Annotated in this window: 25 protein-coding genes and 2 pseudogenes; 8 read left to right on the top strand and 19 right to left on the bottom strand. The window is 34.9% G+C overall.

All coding sequences use genetic code 11. From position 1 onward, the window contains the following. Positions 1-7: 7 nt before the first annotated feature. The 4 genes from HT586_RS01435 (at position 8) to HT586_RS01420 (ending at position 4,290) form a co-directional block, all read left to right on the top strand. On the top strand, positions 8-1,459 hold the full coding sequence (locus HT586_RS01435) for an NAD-dependent succinate-semialdehyde dehydrogenase (protein WP_203546080.1): 1,452 nt from the start codon (positions 8-10) through the stop codon (positions 1,457-1,459). A gap of 103 nt (positions 1,460-1,562) precedes the next feature. Beyond that, positions 1,563-1,988, top strand: a complete 426-nt coding sequence (locus HT586_RS01430; RefSeq protein ID WP_203546079.1) for a MarR family winged helix-turn-helix transcriptional regulator — start codon at positions 1,563-1,565, stop codon at positions 1,986-1,988. A gap of 16 nt (positions 1,989-2,004) precedes the next feature. After that, positions 2,005-3,177 carry an MFS transporter gene (locus HT586_RS01425; RefSeq protein WP_232508194.1) on the top strand — a complete coding sequence of 391 codons (1,173 nt, stop codon included), beginning with the start codon at positions 2,005-2,007 and terminating at the stop codon, positions 3,175-3,177. Positions 3,178-3,255: 78 nt separating this feature from the next. Further along, positions 3,256-4,290 carry an SDR family oxidoreductase gene (locus tag HT586_RS01420; protein WP_096077550.1) on the top strand — a complete coding sequence of 345 codons (1,035 nt, stop codon included), beginning with the start codon at positions 3,256-3,258 and terminating at the stop codon, positions 4,288-4,290. A 57-nt stretch (positions 4,291-4,347) separates the two neighbouring features. On the opposite strand, the gene desA is transcribed toward HT586_RS01420, so the two are convergent. From desA to HT586_RS01385, 7 genes are all read right to left on the bottom strand, one after another. Further along, positions 4,348-5,361 carry a Delta(5) desaturase DesA gene (gene desA / locus HT586_RS01415; protein ID WP_203546078.1) on the bottom strand — a complete coding sequence of 338 codons (1,014 nt, stop codon included), beginning with the start codon at positions 5,359-5,361 and terminating at the stop codon, positions 4,348-4,350. A gap of 223 nt (positions 5,362-5,584) precedes the next feature. After that, positions 5,585-6,598, bottom strand: coding sequence for a GTP 3',8-cyclase MoaA (gene moaA, locus HT586_RS01410; protein WP_203546520.1), 1,014 nt, complete (start codon positions 6,596-6,598; stop codon positions 5,585-5,587). Continuing rightward, positions 6,576-7,208 carry a molybdenum cofactor guanylyltransferase gene (gene mobA / locus HT586_RS01405; RefSeq protein ID WP_203546077.1) on the bottom strand — a complete coding sequence of 211 codons (633 nt, stop codon included), beginning with the start codon at positions 7,206-7,208 and terminating at the stop codon, positions 6,576-6,578. Before mobA ends, moaA begins: the two co-directional genes overlap by 23 nt. After that, positions 7,209-7,442 (bottom strand): MoaD/ThiS family protein, encoded by a 234-nt coding sequence (locus tag HT586_RS01400; RefSeq protein WP_203546076.1) that lies wholly within the window; start codon positions 7,440-7,442, stop codon positions 7,209-7,211. A 5-nt stretch (positions 7,443-7,447) separates the two neighbouring features. Further along, positions 7,448-7,888, bottom strand: a complete 441-nt coding sequence (locus tag HT586_RS01395; RefSeq protein ID WP_096077554.1) for a molybdenum cofactor biosynthesis protein MoaE — start codon at positions 7,886-7,888, stop codon at positions 7,448-7,450. Continuing rightward, positions 7,875-8,378, bottom strand: coding sequence for a molybdopterin-guanine dinucleotide biosynthesis protein B (gene mobB / locus HT586_RS01390; RefSeq protein WP_203546075.1), 504 nt, complete (start codon positions 8,376-8,378; stop codon positions 7,875-7,877). The genes HT586_RS01395 and mobB overlap by 14 nt, the downstream gene beginning before the upstream one ends. Next, positions 8,372-9,619 carry a molybdopterin molybdotransferase MoeA gene (locus tag HT586_RS01385; protein ID WP_203546074.1) on the bottom strand — a complete coding sequence of 416 codons (1,248 nt, stop codon included), beginning with the start codon at positions 9,617-9,619 and terminating at the stop codon, positions 8,372-8,374. The genes mobB and HT586_RS01385 overlap by 7 nt, the downstream gene beginning before the upstream one ends. 65 nt (positions 9,620-9,684) lie before the next feature. Between HT586_RS01385 and moaC the strand changes: the two genes are divergently transcribed. Then, positions 9,685-10,161, top strand: coding sequence for a cyclic pyranopterin monophosphate synthase MoaC (gene moaC, locus HT586_RS01380; protein ID WP_096077557.1), 477 nt, complete (start codon positions 9,685-9,687; stop codon positions 10,159-10,161). Here moaC and HT586_RS01375 read toward each other — a convergent pair whose 3' ends face one another. The 4 genes and pseudogenes from HT586_RS01375 to narZ all read right to left on the bottom strand — a co-directional run. Beyond that, a complete protein-coding gene (locus tag HT586_RS01375; RefSeq protein WP_203546073.1) occupies positions 10,162-10,668 on the bottom strand; it encodes a MogA/MoaB family molybdenum cofactor biosynthesis protein in 507 nt (168 codons plus the stop codon). 10 nt (positions 10,669-10,678) lie between these two features. Beyond that, a complete protein-coding gene (locus tag HT586_RS01370; protein WP_203546072.1) occupies positions 10,679-11,674 on the bottom strand; it encodes a ThiF family adenylyltransferase in 996 nt (331 codons plus the stop codon). Between the two features lie 18 nt (positions 11,675-11,692). Then, positions 11,693-12,106: pseudogene (locus tag HT586_RS01365) on the bottom strand (MFS transporter); the annotation flags it as partial. Then, positions 12,103-12,504: pseudogene (gene narZ / locus HT586_RS01360) on the bottom strand (nitrate reductase subunit alpha); the annotation flags it as partial. The pseudogenes HT586_RS01365 and narZ, both read right to left, overlap by 4 nt. Before the next feature lie 191 nt (positions 12,505-12,695). Between narZ and fdhD the strand changes: the two are divergent. Further along, positions 12,696-13,487 carry a formate dehydrogenase accessory sulfurtransferase FdhD gene (gene fdhD / locus HT586_RS01355; protein ID WP_096077564.1) on the top strand — a complete coding sequence of 264 codons (792 nt, stop codon included), beginning with the start codon at positions 12,696-12,698 and terminating at the stop codon, positions 13,485-13,487. 38 nt (positions 13,488-13,525) lie between these two features. Here the strand turns inward: fdhD and HT586_RS01350 are convergent, their stop codons facing one another. From HT586_RS01350 to HT586_RS01325, 6 genes are all read right to left on the bottom strand, one after another. Further along, a complete protein-coding gene (locus tag HT586_RS01350; RefSeq protein ID WP_096077565.1) occupies positions 13,526-13,813 on the bottom strand; it encodes a hypothetical protein in 288 nt (95 codons plus the stop codon). Next, the gene (locus HT586_RS01345) at positions 13,788-14,129 is read right to left on the bottom strand and encodes a hypothetical protein (RefSeq protein WP_203546071.1); all 342 of its coding nucleotides are present in this window, start codon (positions 14,127-14,129) and stop codon (positions 13,788-13,790) included. Before HT586_RS01345 ends, HT586_RS01350 begins: the two co-directional genes overlap by 26 nt. Positions 14,130-14,259: 130 nt before the next feature. Next, positions 14,260-14,811, bottom strand: coding sequence for a biotin transporter BioY (locus HT586_RS01340; protein ID WP_096077567.1), 552 nt, complete (start codon positions 14,809-14,811; stop codon positions 14,260-14,262). Positions 14,812-14,928: 117 nt separating this feature from the next. Then, the gene (locus HT586_RS01335; RefSeq protein ID WP_203546070.1) at positions 14,929-15,858 is read right to left on the bottom strand and encodes an ABC transporter substrate-binding protein; all 930 of its coding nucleotides are present in this window, start codon (positions 15,856-15,858) and stop codon (positions 14,929-14,931) included. Between the two features lie 133 nt (positions 15,859-15,991). Beyond that, a complete protein-coding gene (locus HT586_RS01330) occupies positions 15,992-17,134 on the bottom strand; it encodes an acyl-CoA dehydrogenase family protein (RefSeq protein ID WP_203546069.1) in 1,143 nt (380 codons plus the stop codon). Positions 17,135-17,144: 10 nt separating this feature from the next. After that, a complete protein-coding gene (locus tag HT586_RS01325; protein WP_133353826.1) occupies positions 17,145-17,804 on the bottom strand; it encodes a C39 family peptidase in 660 nt (219 codons plus the stop codon). 229 nt (positions 17,805-18,033) lie between these two features. Between HT586_RS01325 and modB the strand changes: the two genes are divergently transcribed. Beyond that, a complete protein-coding gene (gene modB / locus HT586_RS01320) occupies positions 18,034-18,705 on the top strand; it encodes a molybdate ABC transporter permease subunit (RefSeq protein ID WP_111745254.1) in 672 nt (223 codons plus the stop codon). A gap of 101 nt (positions 18,706-18,806) precedes the next feature. Here the strand turns inward: modB and HT586_RS01315 are convergent, their stop codons facing one another. Both HT586_RS01315 and HT586_RS01310 read right to left on the bottom strand, forming a co-directional pair. Next, a complete protein-coding gene (locus HT586_RS01315; protein ID WP_203546068.1) occupies positions 18,807-19,799 on the bottom strand; it encodes a D-2-hydroxyacid dehydrogenase in 993 nt (330 codons plus the stop codon). Between the two features lie 15 nt (positions 19,800-19,814). Beyond that, positions 19,815-20,216 carry a PTS sugar transporter subunit IIC gene (locus HT586_RS01310; protein ID WP_269152469.1) on the bottom strand — a complete coding sequence of 134 codons (402 nt, stop codon included), beginning with the start codon at positions 20,214-20,216 and terminating at the stop codon, positions 19,815-19,817. Between the two features lie 56 nt (positions 20,217-20,272). Here HT586_RS01310 and deoD point away from each other — a divergent pair, with 56 nt between their 5' ends. Next, positions 20,273-20,989, top strand: coding sequence for a purine-nucleoside phosphorylase (gene deoD, locus HT586_RS01305; RefSeq protein ID WP_096077572.1), 717 nt, complete (start codon positions 20,273-20,275; stop codon positions 20,987-20,989). Positions 20,990-21,021 lie beyond the last annotated feature (32 nt).

Below are 21,021 nucleotides of genomic sequence, written 5' to 3'. Positions count from 1 at the left end.
GATATACATGACAGAATCAATTAATAATGTTCATAAAGATCTATTTATCAATGGCGAATGGATAAATACCGCTGATTATAAAGATTTAATTAATCCTGCAACAGGTAAAGTCATCGCTAAAATCGCACAAGCTGATGAGACACAAATAGAAGATGCAATTCAGGCAGCCTATGATGCTTTTCAACCATGGAAAAGTTTAGAATTAAAAGATCGTACGCAATACTTACACAAAATTGCTGATTTACTAGAAGAACATGCTGATCGTCTTGCAGAAATTATGACAATCGAGCAAGGGAAATCAATAAAAGAATCGAAGCTAGAAGTGATTGCTGGCGCTGAGAGTTTTAGATGGAATGCTGAGGAAGCACGTCGTTTGTATGGCGAAACAATACCTGCACCAAATGACCATAAGTATGAAATCGCCTATGAACCAGTAGGTGTCGTTGGTGCGATTACACCTTGGAACTTCCCATCCGGAATGATTACCCGTAAGATTGCACCTGCGCTTGCAGCAGGAAATACTGTTGTGCTTAAACCATCAAGTGACACACCACTTTCAGCTTTAGCAATCTTTGAATTATTTGAACAAGCAGAATTACCTAAAGGTGTTGCCAATATCGTTATGGGTAGCTCAAAAGAAATAGGTGAAGCTATGACTTCATCAAAATTAGTGAAGAAGATAACATTCACAGGTTCTACACCTATTGGTAAAGCGCTCTATGCACAATCAGCTGATACATTAAAAAAAATGTCGCTTGAACTGGGTGGCCATGCACCATTTATCATCAACGCAGATGCAGATATCGATGCAGCGGTAGAAGGATTAATGGCTGCCAAATTCCGTAACAACGGACAAGTTTGTATTGCACCAAATAGAATTTTTGTTCATAAATCTATTAAAGATGATGTATTAAAACAACTTACTGAAAAAGTTGAAGCACTTAAAGTTGGAAACGGTCTTAATGAAGATACGAATGTCGGACCACTTATTCGAGAAGATGCTATCGATAAAATTAAGAAGCAGATTATTAATGCAACTGATAAAGGTGCAACGCTTGTTACAGGTGGCCATCGCTTAACAGGTGATGAATATGATAATGGTTTCTTCTTCCAGCCAACAATTTTAGATAATGTTAATAGAACGATGGATATTTTCTATGAAGAAACATTCGGTCCAGTGATTCCGATCATTACCTTTGATACTTTAGAAGAAGTCATCGAAATGGCTAATGACAGTGAATTTGGGTTAGCAAGTTATGCATATGCTAAAGATAGCAAAACAATACAAACGATAGCCACTTCACTTGAATATGGTATGGTTGGTATAAACGAAGTCGCTATTTCAAATCCAGAAACACCATTTGGCGGCGTAAAGCATTCAGGGTTCGGAAGAGAAAATTCTCACCTTGGTATTAAAGAATACGTTACAGCTAAATTTATTAATACAAAATTTCTTTAATTAAAATGATGGCATTTTGCCATCATTTTTTTATTTACATATTTAATTTATTTTCATATACTTATATAGTTAGTTAGCCTAACTATATAAAGGAGTATATAAGATGTCCAGAGAACTTCAACAGATACACTTATTCGATCAGATTCTTGCCATAAGAAAAGCATATGTTGATTATATGAACAAATCATTAAATCAATATGGTCTCTCCTCCGCACAATGGCTTGTACTCAAGATAATCGTGCACAAGCAATCAACGACATTAGTAGAAATCGCCAGGATACGTAATATCGAAAAACCTACCGCAACAAAAATAATTCAGTCTCTTATTAATAATGAATTTATTAAAAGTTCAGTCGGACAAGATAAAAGATTAAGGCTCCTCACCCCTACCGACAAAGGATATACCGTCTATGAAGAAGTCATGATAATGATTACATCTGTTCAGACCACTTATTTAAAGGATATCGATGTTGAAACTTTACAAACTATTAACGATGCACTCTCAACAATTAAAATTACTGAAGATTAGAAAGGATTTGTTATATTTGGAAGAAAAATTATGGACTAAACCATTTATCATGGTCTCTTTAATCAATTTTATATTAATGTTATCGATGTTTTTATTACTTGTAACAATCGGCGGTTATGCTGTAGATGAGTATCATGTTTCAACAAGTACAGCAGGTCTCGTATCTGGTATCTTTATTGTCGGAAGTTTATTCGGAAGGTTTTGGGCAGGTAAAAATATCGATGTTTATGGCCAGAAGAAAGTACTTATTATCGGCGTTATCATCTTTACAATTACTACTGCACTTTACTTCACTTCTTTCAACCTTACTTTATTGCTACTTGTCAGATTCTTAAATGGAATTGGGAATGGTATCGCTTCTACAGCTACAGGGACAATTGCTGCATTTATTACACCGATGAAACGTCGTGGTGAAGGTATCAGTTATTTTAGTATGAGTACTGTTATGGCTACTGCTATCGGACCATTTTTAGGATTATCTTTATTACAAATCATTACGTTCAGACAATTATTCATCTTTTGTTTAGTTCTTGCGATGATAGGCTTACTATTATTGCCACAGGTCACTGTAAATCAAGAAGTGAAACGATTACATTCAAATGCTCCAAGTGGATTCAGTATTAAAGATTACATCGATATAAATGCCATTCCGATTTCTATCGTCGTTCTCATTTGTTGTACAGCGTATTCGAGTGTACTCAGTTTTATTTCTTTCTTCGCCAAAGAGAATAACTTAATTACTGCAGGCAGTTTTTTCTTTTTAACTTATGCAGGCGTTGTATTGGTTTCAAGACCTATTACAGGTAAGTTAATGGATAATAGAGGGACAAATATCGTAATGTATCCAGCATTAGTATCTTATTTCTTAGGATTATTAACACTAAGCTTCACACATTCATCCTGGATGTTAATTTTAAGTGCTGCATTCCTAGGCTTTGGTTATGGTAACTTCCAGTCCATCGCTCAAGCAATCGCAGTAAAAGTTACTGATCACGAAAAGATGGGTCTTGCTACAAGTACTTATTTTATCTTTTTAGACTTTGCACTTGGGTTTGGGCCATACATTCTTGGTATATTTATCCCTATAATTGGTTTACATGGCTTATATGGCTATATGAGCATCTTTGTGATTATAGGTGGCATTGCATATTACATATTACATGGTAGAAAAGCACATTTATATTCTTAATTTTTTCGTATGTCTTTACTATAGCTATAAATTATAGGACAATAATTTATACTATAAAATTTTTGGATGTGAACTAATATGAAAATATTTTTAACGGGCGCAACTGGATTTGTCGGCGCTCAACTAATCGATAATTTGCTTTACAATAAAGACTATGAACTTTATGTTCTGTACCGTGATGAACATCGTAAAAATAAACTTATTACAGAAGACAATAAAGACAGATTGCATTTTATTAAAGGTGATATTACTGCAGAAGATTTTGGCGTAGATAACGATACGATTTCGCTTCTTCCAGCTATGGATTATTTCTATCATCTAGCGGCACTCGTAAAATTTGATGAAGATTTAAGAGAAGATTTATTTAAGATTAATTATGAAGGTACTCAGCATGCATTAGCATTTGCTGAAAAAATCAATACGAAACATTTCCTATATGTATCCACGGCTTATACTGTGGGTATACTTGAAGATGCAAAAGAAGTATTACATGATATCAACGCTGAAACAAATAATCCATATGAAGAAAGTAAAGTGAAAGCTGAACACTTAGTTGCTGCTTCAAAAATGAAGACGTCTATTTTAAGACCTGCAATTATCATCGGAGATTCAGTTACAGGTGAAGCGGACTCTAAGTTTACAATGTACGGCTTTATGAAAGCATTGAAAGTCTTTAAACGCAAGATGGATCGTAATCCAGAAAGCGATAAGCATACATATAGATTATTTGCAGATAATAACTGTACATCTAACTTAGTTCCAGTGGATTACGTTGTACGTGTTTTGACACGCGCAATACCAAACGCCGAAGATAAGAAAATTTATCATATCACAAACAACGAACCACCCGAAAACTTAGCAATACTAGAAATCATCAAAAAGTATTTAAACTTCAATCAGTTGACTGTTGCACCTACGAGTGAACAATATACGATGAACGACCAGGAAGCTATCCTGAATGGTTATATCGAAGTATTCGAACCTTATTTTAAAAAATCAATTACTTTTGATGAAACAAATACAAAAGCAATGCTTGATAAAACAGGAGAACATACACTGACCCTTACGATAGCACAACTCGACCATATCATAGAAGTATTCTTTAAATCATAAAAAGGATTTGGACAAATGTCCAAATCCTTTTTTCATTTTATTAACATGTTAGTTACTTTATATCACTTTTTTATTTGCATAGTTTTGATAATACTCTTTAAAAGTGATAAACACTTTCTTTTTCTCATCATATAACTTATATCGTATTGATTCTAAGCTTCTCTTTAAAGTAATCGTTGTTGCATGCTGTAAAGGCGGCGTTTCTTCATGTGCTTTCTCTAAGTAATAGTTTGGAATTCTCGGACTTAAGTGATGCACGTGATGGAAACCAATATTTCCTGTTAACCACTGTAACAATTTCGGTAGCTTATAATATGAACTACCTTCAACAGCAGCTTTTACATAATCCCATTCTGAATTTTCTTCAAAATAAGACTCTTCAAAGGTATGCTGAATATAGAACATCCAAATCCCAAGCATTCCTCCGACAAACATTACTGGAATAAATACTGCAGCAAACATTCCGAAACCGAAGAAATAAATAATCGCTCCATATACTACAATGATTGCTATATTATGCAGCCATGTGTTGATCTTTTCTTTTTGCCTTGCATTTTTACGATTAAATCGATTTGAAATAAGCAATAAATAAATCGGACCAATTACAAACATTACAAACGGATTTCGATATATGCGATAAGCAAGTTGCGTCTTCTTATCAGCAGCTTCGTATTCTTCAATTGTCATCATCCAAATATCACCGACACCTTTTTTATCTAAATTCCCACTCGTAGCGTGGTGAATATTATGTTCTCTGCGCCATTGCTGATACGGAAATAACGTTAAAAATCCTGTGAAATTTCCTAAACGATCATTCCACTTTTTGTTCTTAAAAAACGAACCATGGCAACAATCATGAAAAATAATGAAACTACGTACTAAAAAGAACGCCCCAACTACACCAAGTGCAATTGAAATCAATGGTGAAACCTGATACGCAAACATGCCTAAAATAATACATAGTAAATAAGGTACGAGCGTATTAAAAATTTGTATGATACTCAACTGAAATTCAGATTTCTCATACGGCTTTACTGCTTTTCTTAACATTAACTTTTTATCCCTTTCCATAGGTCACCTCTAAATAAAATAATAATGAAGCCAGTATTCCCTAATCAGTTACAAAAAGTCTTTACTCAACTATTATAAACGTTTAATCCAAATAATAAAACATAAAAATAGCACCTAGTCTTAAAAACAGACCAAATGCTATCTTACTATTATTTATCATTATACGAACACGATACAATCAGTTTACATATAATTTTATTATTATATTTATATAACAATAAAATTATCCGCCGATATAATTCATATTGATTTTTTTCCTTTTTCTATTTTTTACAGTTTCTTCAGTGCGTTCATCTGAATAACGATCACTACGATTGTTCCAAAGTTTGGTAAGCTTTGCTTCAAGTGCTTCATCGCTTACACCGCTTCTCATAAATGATTTGATATCATAACCATCAGTCGCAAAAAGACAACCGAATATCTTACCGTCAGAACTTAAACGTGCACGCGTACAACTTGAGCAAAATGACTCAGAAACACTCGTGATAAATCCAAGTTTTGCACCATTATCATGCGTATAATACTTTGCCACTTCACCGAAATACTCTGGGGCTTCGGGTTGGATGTCAAATGCTTTGGAAATGGCTTCAATCATTTCTTTTTTAGAGATAACTTTATCAAAATTCCAGCCATTATCATTACCCACATCCATAAATTCAATGAAACGTAACGTAATTTTCTTATCTTTAAAATATTGCACCATCGGTATCATCTGATCATCATTTAAACCTTTTTGGATAACCATATTCATCTTCACTTTCAGACCGATAGATACTGCATAATCAATTTGTTCTAAAATTTGGTTAGCCTTAATACCACGCCCATTGATTGCTTCAAATGATTCATCCAATGCGTCAAGCGATACATTAATACGACGTAATCCAGCATCATATAATGCCTGCCCATGTTTCTTTAATAATAGGCCATTTGTAGTCAAACCAATATCTTCAATGCCTTCAATATTATTAAGTTCAGCAATAAGCGTCGGCAAATCACGTCGTAGTAAAGGTTCACCGCCTGTGATTCGAATCTTTTTTACACCTAACTTAGCATAAATTTTTGCCAACCTCACAAGTTCTCCAAATGAAAGCAACTCATCTTTCGGTAAGAAGACATAATCATCTCCGAATATTTCTTTCGGCATACAATATGTGCATCTAAAATTACAACGGTCCGTTACTGAAATTCTAAGATCGCGGATCGGACGTCCTAATTTATCTGTTATTTGTCCCATAATATCCACTCCTTAATTTTAGGACACGTTTTAAATCTTCTTTTGTATTGATATTTTCATACCAAAATGGTGTACTGTTAATACGATTGATATGAATTAATTTCGCATTTTGCTGCGTCAATTCTTTTAAGGCAAGTCGTCCTGCATCAAGCGATTCTTTTACGCTTGGTAATAACGCATAGCGATATACAGCAATCGTTCTGTGTATTTGCTCATTATCTTGATATAAGATGGCATTTGATCTATGGTGTATTCCTGCCATCTCAATCAGGTAACGAATCGCGACTGAAGTAACAAAAGGTGTGTCAACAGAAATTACACAATAGTCTTCATTTGGAATTGCATGCATTACAGCATAAATGCCTGATAATGGTCCACATTCTTTATAAGATACTTCATCAACAATTACTTCAATTTCAAGCTTACGCATCTTTATATCATCTATAAAATATTGCGATAACATCTTATTTGAACTTAGTACAATTCGCTCTATACCACTTTCAATCATTGCATGATAAACATGTACATAAAATGGTTTCTCATCGAGTGGATATAGCGATTTATGACTTCCAAAACGAGAAGATTTACCACCCGCAAGTATTACACCTATCATCTAACCACCACTTACCGGGGGAATGAGTGCAACAATATCGTTATTTTGAATCATTTCGTCATACTTAACAAATTCCTCATTCACAGCTATTTGATAGCTTTCACCTTGAATGTTTGGGTATGTCTTTCCTAAGTGTGCTTTCAAGTCATTTACTGAAATAGGCTCAGTAAATGTAAACTCATCCTGAGAACGATTCACTTTAGCTTTAATATGTGCAAAATATAATATTTTCATTTATATCATCCTTTGTAATTTGGATGGTATCCGCGTTGGCCACCAATCCATTCTTCTCCGTCTTCCCAAATTTCTTTTTTCCAGATCGGGACGACTTCTTTTATACGTTCGATTGCGTATTCATTCGCAGCATAACTATCTTTACGATGCGGACTAGACACACAGATTACAACGGCAATTTCTGATACTTGTAAATTTCCGATGCGATGCGCAATACTTACAATTGTTCCTGGCCATTTCTCATTAATTTCTTTACCGATTTGTGCGAGCTTTTTCTCAGCCATCGGAATATATGCTTCATACTCTAAATACTCTGTTTTAATCCCTTGCGTCCATTCACGGACAATGCCTGTAAATACACAAACTGCACCTTGGTGCGGTGTTACAGTCATCTTTCTATAATGCTCAACATCGATTGGCATCGTTACAACTTCAAATTGTTTCACGTGTATCATCCACCCATTTGTTTATAAATGTCTTAATCATTGTAGTGCATTCCTGTTGATCTTTTGACGTATCAACCATTAACTTTATATTGTTTAATCTTTTTAAATCATACTCATCTTCAGTCGATTTAAATAATACTATTTTATCATAATTTGCCAGCTTATAACCTTCTATAAGGATTACATCCGGATGAGAGGTTACTTCGTGCTGAATAATATCGTCTAAATTATTCAGTGCATCTTTATCTTCTTGTTTCATTAGCTTGTGTATAAACTGATAACCTTGTACAATGCTCTCATCAGCACCACTTTCCATATAAGTAATGTGATCACGTGATTTAGGTATATCAATTTCGTCACCATTTTTGTCCCCGTGATGTTTAATAACAGCAACTGATAATCCTTTAGCCTTTAATAAACGAATCATTGTATTCATAATTGTTGTCTTGCCACTTTTTTTATATCCTACTACTTGTAATATTTTTACCATGGGACACCGTCTGAAGGCGACAATCTATTTACCAATACATCAACTGTATCCCCAGTCACAAATCCTCTCGTACCACCTGGCAGCACAATCATACTATTGCTCGTAGCAATCGCTATTACAGCATTACTTTTATTAAATCCGCTAGGTTTTACAGTCATCGTTCTATAGTCTAGATCCGCACGAATAAACCGCGTGAAAGGGTTAGCTTTCGTAAAATCTTCGGATAATACAGCTTTTACAAATGTCGGATAGACATCTCTTTCACCCATCATCGTTCGTAACACTGGACGTGTATATAATTCAAATCCTGTATAGCACGCGCTTGGATTGCCCGATAATCCAAATAAAAATTTATTTTCTTTTACAGCAACTGTCGTTACACTACCTGGGCGCATCGCAATTTTATTGAATAATACTTCAGCTGCTAAGTCCTTATAAATTTGCGGCATATAATCAAAGTCGCCGACACTTACGCCACCAGTAGTAATAACGATATCATGCTTTTGATATGCATCATGTACTGCCTGATACAGAGTATCGTAATCATCCGCTTTGACATGATAATTCAGAACTTCGATATTCATATCTTTACATAATCCCATAATCATCGGACCGTTTGAGTTTCTTATTTTTCCAGGTGATAACGCTTCATCGATATCAACAAGTTCACTTCCAGTTGCGATGATCGCAACTGATGGCTTTTTATATACTTTCACTGTTGCATAAGAAAAGGTTGCAAGTACCGCAATCACTCCAGCATTGATGAACGTACCTCGCTCGAGGATTATATCACCTTTTTTGCACTCTTCACCCTGGAATGAAATGTTCTCACCACTTGTAAATGGCTTTCTTAGTGTAAACCCATCATCTGTAGCTACAGTTTGTTCAAGCATTACAACTGCATCAGCAACTGCAGGAATTTCAGCACCTGTCATAATGCGCACTGCTTCATTATCTTTGAGTGCCTTCTCACTTACACTACCAGCCCCAATATGGTCAACTACTTTAAAAGTGATGCGGTTGTCTCCGCTCGCTCCAGCACTTGCTTCACTACGAATTGCAAAGCCATCATATGGAGACTTATCAAACATCGGGATATCATAAGTAGCGATGATATCCTCTGCTAAAACATAATTTAAACTTTCAAGATAGTTAATTTCTATAACTTCTTTTTGCTTGGCATATTTGATACATTTCTCAATCGCTTCACTAACAGGTATTGGCGTTCTTTTCTCTAACATATATATCCTCCCGCTCTAAAATTGTAGTATTATAAATATAATTATATAAGAAAGGAAGTAATTCGATGAGCGAATTGACTCACTTTAATGAACAAGGTAGAGCTAAGATGGTAGATGTTTCAGACAAACAAATTTCTACGCGCACTGCTGTCGCTAAAAGTTCAATCAAAGTAAATGAAATCATTTACGAACAGATCATCAACCATACTAATAAAAAAGGCGATGTGCTTGGTGTTGCACAAGTTGCAGGCATTATGGCCGCCAAAAACACCGCACAAATTATTCCGATGTGTCATCCGCTTAATTTGAGCGGCATCGATATTGCATTTGAATGGGATACAACAGATGGTTACGAAATACTGATTACTTGCACCGTTAAAACAACCGGTCAGACTGGTGTAGAAATGGAAGCATTAACTGGAGCAAGCGCCACAGCGTTGACAATCTATGATATGACTAAAGCAGTTGATAAAAGCATGATTATCGGCCCAACATATTTAGAGTCAAAATCCGGTGGAAAAAATGGCGATTTTAACCGTTAATTATTTTGTAAGCTCATGCACAATATGATGAATCTGTTGTGTAATGAGCTTTTTCATCGCTAAATTTACTGCACCAACTGAACCAGGAATTGAGAAGATGACCGTGTTATCTTTCGTGCCACAAATCGCACGTGAAAGAATCGCACGCGGTCCTACATCTTCTGTATAACTTAAAAATCTAAAAATTTCTCCGAACCCTTCCAATTCCTTATCGATGACTGATTTCACTACTTCAATCGTCACATCGCGCTTCGCAACTCCCGTCCCGCCTGTTGTAATAATCGCATCTACCTTCTCGTGTAAAAGATGTTGAATCACCTTTCGAATTTCAGCCTGATCATCTTTTACGATTGAATAGTGTGTTTTATCGACAGAAATATTTATATCAGCTAGATGTTTAATTACTGCCTTTCCCCCTTTATCCGTCTCATAGTCACGTGTATCACTCACTGTAATTACACCTACTTTTAACTGTTTACGCTCGATATTTTCATGTTCGTTATACATTGATATCCTCCTATCCAAATAATTGATTATAGATTTTTTTGGCTTCATTGACTGTCTTCACTTCATGAATTAACAATCTGCCACCCTTAAACCATATCATAGGTCGATCCATAAACTTAAACCTTATAAAATAAGGATTTACATTAAACACAATATTTTGTTCTTTTAAATGACGAATAAGTTTCTCTTCATTGAAGTTTAACGTCATAAATTGCACTGTATCTCGCCCGCAAAGCATCGTCTCTGTTTGCTTAAACAATAGATTAGGAAAGGTCTTATTTTTACCACATGTCATACAGCTTTCATCAAACATTTTAGAAAATTTCAAAGCTGTGTGATCCATCTGCCATACATCACCGAATATGAGTTTTGCATCAAATGATTTTTTACTTAAAATTTTCATACAATACATCATTTGATAGCTTGTCGCAAGATTAACTGCAGGCTCTATAATTCCTACAGTGTCACATGTTCTATTCATTACAGGAAGTATGCCCATTACACAGTTAAAGCATGGTGTTACACCTGGAATAAACGGACAAGCGACATATGTTGATTCAACACATGCACCATAAATCCACGGTATATTATATTTATAACTAAAATCATTGATAACTAATCGTGTTTCAAAGTTATCTGTCGCATCTAATATACAATCACATTGCAAAAACGCCGCTTCAAGAAGCGACGCATCACAATGTGCTATATAAGTTTCAAGTTCTAAATCACTGCGTATACTCTTTAGTTCTCGTTCACATGCCACAACTTTAGGCGTGCTCAGTTCAGCATCTGATTCTTTAAAAAGTGATTGACGTTGCAAATTTGAAACTTCGACATAGTCACGATCGACGATAACAATTTTTTTTACGCCACTTCTAGCAATAGATTCTGCTAAGTGTGTGCCTAATGCGCCGCACCCAACAATACCAACTGTAGCATTTTCGATGAATGATTGACCACTTTCACCAATCCCGTAAAACTTTATTTGTCTATCGTATCTTGTCATTACTACCCCTCAATTCCGTTACTTTCTACCTTCTTTTTTATCCATCCAGAACATTGTTATTAAGGCAATTATACCAAACACTGTAAGGAAAGCGAAAGCCGGTTTATTTGTACCGAAACTCGCTGCACAAAAAGCAATGACTAGCGGCGGAAAGAAACCACCTAAGCCACCCATCATCGATACGATACCGTTCACAATACCTGCTTGTTTAGAGTAGTAAGTTGGAGCTAATTTAAAAATCAGACCATTACCTAGACCAGCACAAGCAGAGATGATTAAACATCCTGCAGTGAAGAAGAAGATTTGATGATTAATAGAAAGCATCGCTGCCCCAATGATTAATCCGACAAATACAACTTTTAATACATCCATTGCACGTAGCTTATCACCAAGCACACCTCCTACAGGGCGTAGCAACGTTGCTATTGCCAAGCACGAACAGGGTCTCCGTGTTCTTCTAAAGCTTGTTGCCAAAGGCGCCATAATACACCACGTACATATGGAAACTTAATACGTAATGGTGAATATTCGTACCATGAGAATGATGCGCCACGCGGACAACCACGTGGTTCAAATTCAGGCATATCAGGACCACATGAAGGATAATCAATTTGTTGATTTTCCCATGTGATAATGCCGTTTTTCACAAACACTTTCCATGAACATGATCCTGTACAGTTTACCCCGTGTGTCGTACGTACTACCTTATCGTGGCTCCAGCGTTGTCTATACATTTTCTCCCATTCACGACTCTTCTCTTCTAAAACTGACCAATTGCCATTAAATCTTTCTGTAGGTTTAAAAAAACGTAATCCCGTACCAATTGCCATTCATAACACTCCTTTATTTGCAGTTTTGTCCTCTTACCATAGATTATGAAACGTTTCACAAATGATTACTATTGGGGATTTCCCTAAGCATGTAGGGTAATCCCTAGAACAAATAATTGTAGAAGCAAGTCAATTACAACATATAATTTTTAAATCTACTGTAATATAATATGTATATAGGAGTTGATTGAATGAGTCATGAAGTATATCAACATAAAAAAATGATGAAATATATAGATGGTAAATTTATAAACGTTGAGGATACAATTGCGAATGAATTTCCATTGACGTTATATGTGAATAAAGAAGAATTCGCTACAATTGTATGTACACCGAAATATTTAAGAGAACTTACGATGGGTTTCCTAGCATCTGAAGGTGTTATCAGAAAACATAGTGACATAAAAAATTTTCATCTTGATGATTCTAAAGGATTATGTCATATCGAATTAGCGAATGAAGTGGATACAACACAAGGTCAGTTTACAAAACGCATGATTAGTTCTTGCTGTGGTAAAAGTCGCCAATTTTATTTTGTCAATGATATGAAAACGTCAAAAGTTGCTACGACAACACGTTCAATCAAACCTGATGAAATTTTTCATTTGATGCATACGATGCAAAGTCAAAGTACAGATTTTAAAGTGACTGGCGGTCTGCACAATGCTGCACTCAGTGATGGACAAGATTTCTACTTACACCGCAATGATATCGGTCGCCATAATGCACTCGACAAACTGTACGGACACTGTATATTAAATAACATCTCAATTAAAGATAAAATACTCATCTTTTCTGGCAGAATATCTTCAGAAATTTTAATAAAAGCTTCTAAGATTGGGGTCGGTATAATATTAAGTAAATCTGCACCAACCGATTTAGCAATAGGACTTGCAGAAGACTTAAATATTACTGCTGTAGGTTTTGTACGAAATGATACATTTAATGTTTACAGTCATCCCGAAAGAATAATAACTGACTAAATGAAAAAGTAGAGGACCTAATGGTTAAATCCTCTACTTTATTTTAATTGAATGGTACCAGCTAACTTTAGCTGTCTACCATATGTCACTTTATATTCAATCATGTCGTTTGCCTGAAATAGATCGAGGAATAGTCGTTCGTCTGCGAACACCTCATTTTTGAACGTTGCCTGGTTAGAAATCACTTCTGGAACATTGAGTAATGTTATTACTTTATGCATCACTAAATTGCCAGGTACTTTCTTTTCTATTAATGTAACATCAGAATCTTCAGCAACTGCATCTCGGTATTGTTTTAATTCATCCAATGTGATTTGAAACTGCATGAGACACCTCTTCAATGTAAGTTGATATTACCGTTGCTTTCAGTACATCTTCATAATAATAATTTAATTCATATGTATATTGATTCACGTGTTTAATCGTTCTTTGATCTATCAGCTTAATTTTTACCTCATACATTTTTTCTACTTCTAGTTGGTTTTGTGTAATCAATTGTTTAATATGCTGACAATTTTTTCTTTCCTGATGGAATCTTGAAACATACCATGGCTTTATCAATAACACATCAGGTACTCTAAAATCTTTTCCATTCATTAATTCCACATCTTTACGAGAAAAGCGCATTGCTATCGTTTCCAATTTATTTCCCACTCTCTTATATATATTTCTTAAATCATAGGAAAAACGTAAATATGTATATGATTATCATCATATTAACATGTATAATGTAATATTTCCTTTTATATACGAGAAAAAAAGTTTACGCATATTAATTTATGCGTAAACTTTTTTGAATAGATGGGTTATTACGTAATTTTACAGCAAGTATTGCTGCAATCAGTGCTTTTATACAATCGCCAGGAATAAATACCATCACTGATTTAAGCGCAGTGAATAAATCCTGCTTTAAATTAAATGCCATAAACGTACCACCAATTAAATTACATAAAAATGCACCAATTAATGCATTAATCAGAAACACTTGCCACACTTTTGGAGACTTCATACGTTCAACAATTAATCCGATTAAAAACGCAATGAGTGTGAATGAAAGAATATAACCTCCAGTCGGACCAAAAAATAAAGCAAAACCACCACGTCCACCTGACAAAACTGGTAGTCCAATAGCTACTAAGATTGTAAAGATAAGAACAGATAACCCTCCTAATCGACTACCCAGTAAACAACCCGCTAAAATAAAACCTAAATTCTGAAATGTGAATGGTACCGGGATACCTGGAATATTTATTGGCGGTAATAAACCTAACACAGCAATTAATGCAGTAAACATGCCGACAATGACCAAATCTTTTGTTTTCATAATCTTCCTCTTTTCTGACAGAATAATCTTATTATAGCAATAGTGTTAACCTAAATAAATATTAAGTTTACAATCGTTTTAAAAAAAGCTGAGACATTAGTCTCAGCTTGAAGTAATTTATTTTTCTAATTTTAATAATGCTTCTTTTAATACTTTTCTTTGGTGCTCTAAAGAAATAGGATCATTAAACCAGAAATCTTCAGCATCATATTGTACTACTTTATTATTTTTAACAGCATTCATGTTTTTCCACACTTTAGACTCAGTTACTGTATTTGAAATTTTGCCTGTATCACTAGATATAAGGACGATATCTCCTGCGTAATCGCCTAAACTTTCAGCAGAAACTTTTTTCCAGCCTGTAGGTTTAACATCTTTCGTAATTTTATCCTGCATGTTTAAATCAAAAGCCTGATAGATAATTTCTGATCCACGCCCCCAGTTATCTCCATAAACGTAAATTTCTTTTTGGAAGAACTGGAAGATAGAATACGTTTTATCGTCTCCAAAATGTTTCTTAATCTCTTCACCATCTTTTTTCGTTTCTTTTTTCCATTGATCCACAAAAACTTTTGCTTCTTTTTCTTTACCGACAATTTTACCTAATAATTCATGCACATCTAGATAGCCATGCTTAGTATATGTAAAAGGAATTGTTGGTGCGATCTTAGCATATTTTGAATTATCTTTATCTGTATCGAACGTTAAGATTAAGTCTGGTTTCAATTTAATAATTTTTTCGATTTCACCAGGGTTTAATTTTTCTACACCTTTTAATTTAGGTTTTAAAATATCTGATTGGAATGCATATTGATCAGCACCTACTGGTTTAACGCCTAAATCTAATAAATTTCCGACATAACTTGCGCCCATCACTACGATTCGTTTCGGTTCTTTCGGAATCTTGATTGTCTTACCATTATCTAACTTGAAATCTACCATTTCTGCTTTCCCTGAAGTATCTTTTGTTTCTTTTTTATCACTCGTACCACCACATGCCGCAAGAATCATTATGCATGCGATTAATAACGCTACTATCTTTTTCATCTTTCCGTCCTCCTAATTGAGATTGATTATCAATACCATTTAATTATAAATGGTTTCAGAAATTAATCAAATGTTATTTTTAAATTAAAATATATCAATTTTACACAAAAAGCATAGACTTGGATGTCCAAGTCTATGCTTCACGCAATATTTTATTTACTATCATTCTTTCTACAGCATCATCCATCGGTGGATTATGAAGACCTGCACGCATTGAACGGTATAAGCGTTCCATCACACGCGATTGCTCTAAGCTTTTCGCACCAAAAATGCGCATACTTAAATCGATTACTTGTAAGCCATTATTGACAACCGTGTATTTTGCGAGACCAAATGTTTCCCCTAAATCGTTCGTCTTACCTGCCCTATGCATATCACATGCATGATAGATAAAGTGACGTGATTGCATATTTAATATTTCCATTTTCGCTATTTTATCTTGAATATGTGGAATCTCAGAAATAGGCGTATCGATAGAATTGGGTTGATAGTGTTTGCTGAAGTTTACCGCTTCATCTACAGCCCGCTCTGCCATACCGAGATAAATGGCAGGGATATGCAATAACCATGCATTTGGTCGACGTTCACGATTTACTTCCAGTAAATATTTTTTTGGTATCGTAACATTATTAAAGATAATATCGTGACTCGCTGTCGCACGCATGCCTACCATATCCCATGTATCCACAATTTCAATACCTTCTAAATGACTCGGTACATAATAAAAGCACATCGCTTTAAGTTCAGGATCAAAGGCACCTACAATAAAGTGTGTAAGTCGCTCACTCATAGAGGCGAATGTTTTCGTACCGTTAATCACGTATTTATCATCGATGAGTTGCGCATTCGTACTTGGTTTACCACCTCTTGTCGGGCTGCCCATCTCACTTTCTGACACAATGCGATTCATTATGGCACCATTATGAATCGCATCAATAAATTCATTCATCATTGCTTCAGACCATAAATCACCTTCAAACACTTCACCTACAATACCAAGATGCCATCCAATTGATAATGCTGTCGATTCATCGAGTTGAGCGAGTTGTCCCTGTATATAAATCAATGCTTTTATATCAGCTCCCATACCGCCATGTTCTGCCGGAAGCGTTAACTTGTAATAATCGTGTGCTATGAGCCAGTCTATCAATTTATGATTGAGCTCAGCATTAAAATCTGCATCTCGTGCACTCTTCTCAATCCATTCTCTATTCTGACGAAATAAATCACGCCATTTTCTTTCTAATTCTGTCTCTAAAAACAATGCTTCTTCCACTTCTCTCACCTCAAATAATAATACTCATTCGTCCTGCATTCTCGTATCTTTTCTCTAATGTCTTTCTTTTCACTTTTATTAATTGTTGCTTCATCGGAAAAAGTGCAGGAAGTTTAATCAATCCAAATTTTGCCCATAGTGGATCTATCATATAATAGAATTTATCATCCATACCTACAAGTAACGTAATATGTATGTTCGATACAAATTCAAGTTTTCGTCCTTCAACTTTAAATTCTCTCAAAATGGGCTCAACTTTAAAATGTGTTGCATATAATACGACAGAGTGATTATTCAAAATTGCTTGTTCTAATTCTGCCATTGATTTTCCAGTACTATCTTGCGCCGTATAATAAGGTTTTAAATAATCAACCATCACGTTCGGAAATACAGTTTGATGCCGGTCCGTTTTGATGATGCGTTTCGGTCCGACATAGCCTTTAAAAGGGTTTGTTTTATGTTTCGGAATTTCAGCTAATATCTTTCTTACAGATAATTTAACACCTTTGTATCTTAATCCCATCGACACTGCTACTGCTTCACACCCTAAAAGATAAAAATGCGGAAACCATTGTGTCTTTGGTTTAATGTTTAGTATTAATCTATTCAATATCATCGCCGCCTGTCTCTTCTTACCTGTAATTAAATAGCAAATTCCATGAATAATCAAATATATTGTCCACACAAAAAGAGAGACTTTCGTCTCTCTAATAATGTATTAATGGCTATTTCACTTTTTGTGCTTTTGCAATAATTTCTTTAATAAATGAAGCAGAATCATGCAGTAATTTTAATTCTTTTTCATTTCATTGCCCTCCATCGCGTTATTATCATGAAACATATATAGTGCTATAATAAGCTTAAATCTTTAATCAGAATAAAAGATAAGGAGGTTAGCAATGCAACAACTTATTACTAGCGATACATTTTTATCGCCGATTCTCATTTCATTAAAAGTCGCTACAGTTGCAACATTCCTTAGTCTTATCATCGGTATAACGCTCCATCATTTTATAGGCACTAGATCATTTCCCGGTAAATCTATTTTAGAATCCCTTATCATGCTGCCTATGGTTTTACCCCCTACAGTCGTCGGGTTTATACTACTAATGCTATTCGGGAAGAAAAGCATCATTGGAAAGTTAATTGAACAACTCTTCAATCAACCAATTATATTCACAATCTATGCTGCTATTCTTGCATCAACACTTGTCGCCCTACCACTCATGTATCAGTCCCTTAAAATAGGTATCGAACAAGTACCTCAAGCAATCATCAATGCTGCAGTTGTAGACGGGGCAAGAAAAAGACAAATCTATTCAAATATTATATTACCACTTGCTAAACCGGCCTTACTCACAGGCATTTTATTATCCTTTGCACGAGCGATCGGTGAATTTGGTGCCACACTTATATTTGCAGGTAATATTCCAGGCATCACCGAAACAATGCCAACAGCAATCTATGTTGCTATAGATAATAATGATATGCTACTCGCGTGGGGATGGGTTGCAATTATGATCCTACTTTCTTTCCTGTTGATGATGACCACACAGTTACTTAGAAGATAATTTTTCTCTTAAGAAATATTGACGGCACTTTAACATATAAATCATAAAAATTCAAAAAAATGAAAGAGACAAAATTTTGCCTCTTCCATTCTTTAATTATATTAATTAACTCTATTTTCACAGCTGCCGGTTTCTACAACTTCTTTCGCTGAATTTAAACCACCTTCAACTAAATTCATAACTGCTGTTTCAGTATAGAATGCAATATGTTGAGATACTTGTACATCTTCACGTGCGATTAATTCTAACAATACTTTATCTTCAATTTCTTTATCTCTGAAATCTTTTGGGAAGTATGGTGCTTCATTTTCATACGTATCTAATGCAGCAGCTGCTACTTTTCCTGAATTTAATGCATCAAGTAGCGCTTTAGTATCGACAATACCACCACGTGCAGTATTAACGAAATAGACTCCGTCTTTCATTTTAGCGAATAAATCTGCGTTGAACATATACGTATTATCTTTTGTAAGCGGCATATGAATAGAAATTAAATCAGCCTGACGCACCGCTTCTTCCAAAGTATCTGTGTACGTTAAAAATGCTTTAGCATCTTCATTTGGATACAAATCATAACCAATCACTTTCGCGCCAAACCCGTTAAGAATGCGTCCTGTAATACTACCAATTCGGCCGGTACCGATAATTGCAACTGTCATTGAACGCATTTCTTTACTAATAATCGTTTTATTCCATGTAAAGTCATGCGCTCTTACTTTACGCTGAATCTTTTCAGTATTTCTGATAATATTCATCGCTGCGGTTACTGCATATTCAGCAATTGCATTTGGTGAATAACTTGGTACATTCGAAATGATTAATCCATGTTGTGAAGCTAAATCTAAATCAAACATATCGTAACCTGCTGAACGTTGTGCAATTTGTTTAATACCTTTATTTGCCACTATTTCATACAATGTATCATCAAATTGCGCTGTCTGACTCGTTGTTACAGCATCGTATCCATCTAATAAATCTACCGTTTCCATTGTTAATGGACCTTCATTAAAAGTTACTTCAACATTTTCTTTTTGTGCCCACGCTAAGGCCGCTTCTTTTTCGTCTTCTCTAGTACCAAACATTAATATTTTCATGCATCAATCCACTCCTCATTCTCCAGATTGGAATTTGAACACTTCAGGACTATATATTTTAAATTTAAGACATAAAGTATTCACGATTACTCCTGTAATAACAGGAATTACAATATAAGCTAATGCAAGTATAACTAAATTTAATCCTATATTTCCATCCATAAACTTCAATGCATTAATCGGACCAACTAATCCAGAATAACCAAATCTTGCTAATCCACCGGCGATAATCGGTAATAAGATGATATTCAATGAACCTAATCTATCTTTAATCCATAAAATAATTAAGACTGAAGCTGATGCTGTTAACATCGTATTGATTAAGTCCCCTATACCTATTAACATCCACGCTTTATCCTGGAATGCTGCAGCACCACTACCAACGAATGCTGATATTATCACGCTGCGACTTGAAATAAATTGTATTACTCTGTAGACTGAAATTAATACTATATATAAAGGAGACTTACATTATGTCTAAATCAACACCACATATTAAACCGGAAAACAATCCAATCGCAGAAACTATTCTTTTACCAGGAGATCCATTACGTGCAAAGTTTATCGCTGAAACGTATTTAGAAGATGTCGTTCAATTTAATGAAGTACGTAACATGTTTGGTTATACAGGAACGTATAAAGGGAAAAAGATTTCAGTTATGGGAACAGGAATGGGTATCCCATCAATCGGTATCTATTCATATGAATTAATTCATACTTTCGGTGTTAAAAACTTAATTCGCGTAGGTTCATGTGGCGCAATGCAGGAAGGTATTAATGTATATGATGTAATCATTGCTCAAGGTGCATCAACTGATTCAAATTATGTAGCACAATATGGTTTACCAGGACACTTTGCGCCAATCGCTGATTACAGTTTATTAGCGCGTGCGAAACAATTAGCTGATGAAAAAGGCGTTCCAAACCACGTTGGTAACGTATTATCATCAGATATTTTCTACAATGCTAACAAAGAAGCTACTGATAAATGGCGTTCAATGGGTATTTTAGCTGTTGAAATGGAATCTGCTGGTCTTTATATGAATGCAGCGTACGCTGGCGGAGATGTGAAGGCATTAGGAATATTTACAGTAAGTGATCACTTATTAACACATGAAGAAACTACACCTGAAGAACGTCAAACTTCATTCACAAAAATGATGGAAATTGCTTTAGAAATCGTTGAATAATCTTTAAAATATTCTTAAATACATCTTAATTT

This window comes from Macrococcoides bohemicum, from assembly GCF_016865215.1.
GTDB classification, from domain to species: Bacteria; Bacillota; Bacilli; order Staphylococcales; family Staphylococcaceae; genus Macrococcoides; species Macrococcoides bohemicum.
The sequence above is the reverse complement of the archived record's forward strand: the minus strand, read 5'-3'. Positions and strand labels throughout refer to the sequence as shown.

What these genes read in the sequence shown, in the direction of transcription:
- HT586_RS01435 (WP_203546080.1), top strand. Translation starts at nt 8, where the DNA reads ATGACAGAATCAATTAATAATGTTCATAAAGATCTATTTATCAATGGC.
- HT586_RS01430 (WP_203546079.1), top strand. Translation starts at nt 1,563, where the DNA reads ATGTCCAGAGAACTTCAACAGATACACTTATTCGATCAGATTCTTGCC.
- HT586_RS01420 (WP_096077550.1), top strand. Translation starts at nt 3,256, where the DNA reads ATGAAAATATTTTTAACGGGCGCAACTGGATTTGTCGGCGCTCAACTA.
- desA (WP_203546078.1), bottom strand. Translation starts at nt 5,361, where the DNA reads ATGGAAAGGGATAAAAAGTTAATGTTAAGAAAAGCAGTAAAGCCGTAT.
- mobA (WP_203546077.1), bottom strand. Translation starts at nt 7,208, where the DNA reads ATGATAGGTGTAATACTTGCGGGTGGTAAATCTTCTCGTTTTGGAAGT.
- HT586_RS01400 (WP_203546076.1), bottom strand. Translation starts at nt 7,442, where the DNA reads ATGAAAATATTATATTTTGCACATATTAAAGCTAAAGTGAATCGTTCT.
- mobB (WP_203546075.1), bottom strand. Translation starts at nt 8,378, where the DNA reads ATGGTAAAAATATTACAAGTAGTAGGATATAAAAAAAGTGGCAAGACA.
- HT586_RS01385 (WP_203546074.1), bottom strand. Translation starts at nt 9,619, where the DNA reads ATGTTAGAGAAAAGAACGCCAATACCTGTTAGTGAAGCGATTGAGAAA.
- moaC (WP_096077557.1), top strand. Translation starts at nt 9,685, where the DNA reads ATGAGCGAATTGACTCACTTTAATGAACAAGGTAGAGCTAAGATGGTA.
- HT586_RS01375 (WP_203546073.1), bottom strand. Translation starts at nt 10,668, where the DNA reads ATGTATAACGAACATGAAAATATCGAGCGTAAACAGTTAAAAGTAGGT.
- HT586_RS01370 (WP_203546072.1), bottom strand. Translation starts at nt 11,674, where the DNA reads ATGACAAGATACGATAGACAAATAAAGTTTTACGGGATTGGTGAAAGT.
- fdhD (WP_096077564.1), top strand. Translation starts at nt 12,696, where the DNA reads ATGAGTCATGAAGTATATCAACATAAAAAAATGATGAAATATATAGAT.
- HT586_RS01350 (WP_096077565.1), bottom strand. Translation starts at nt 13,813, where the DNA reads ATGCAGTTTCAAATCACATTGGATGAATTAAAACAATACCGAGATGCA.
- HT586_RS01340 (WP_096077567.1), bottom strand. Translation starts at nt 14,811, where the DNA reads ATGAAAACAAAAGATTTGGTCATTGTCGGCATGTTTACTGCATTAATT.
- HT586_RS01335 (WP_203546070.1), bottom strand. Translation starts at nt 15,858, where the DNA reads ATGAAAAAGATAGTAGCGTTATTAATCGCATGCATAATGATTCTTGCG.
- modB (WP_111745254.1), top strand. Translation starts at nt 18,034, where the DNA reads ATGCAACAACTTATTACTAGCGATACATTTTTATCGCCGATTCTCATT.
- HT586_RS01315 (WP_203546068.1), bottom strand. Translation starts at nt 19,799, where the DNA reads ATGAAAATATTAATGTTTGGTACTAGAGAAGACGAAAAAGAAGCGGCC.
- deoD (WP_096077572.1), top strand. Translation starts at nt 20,273, where the DNA reads ATGTCTAAATCAACACCACATATTAAACCGGAAAACAATCCAATCGCA.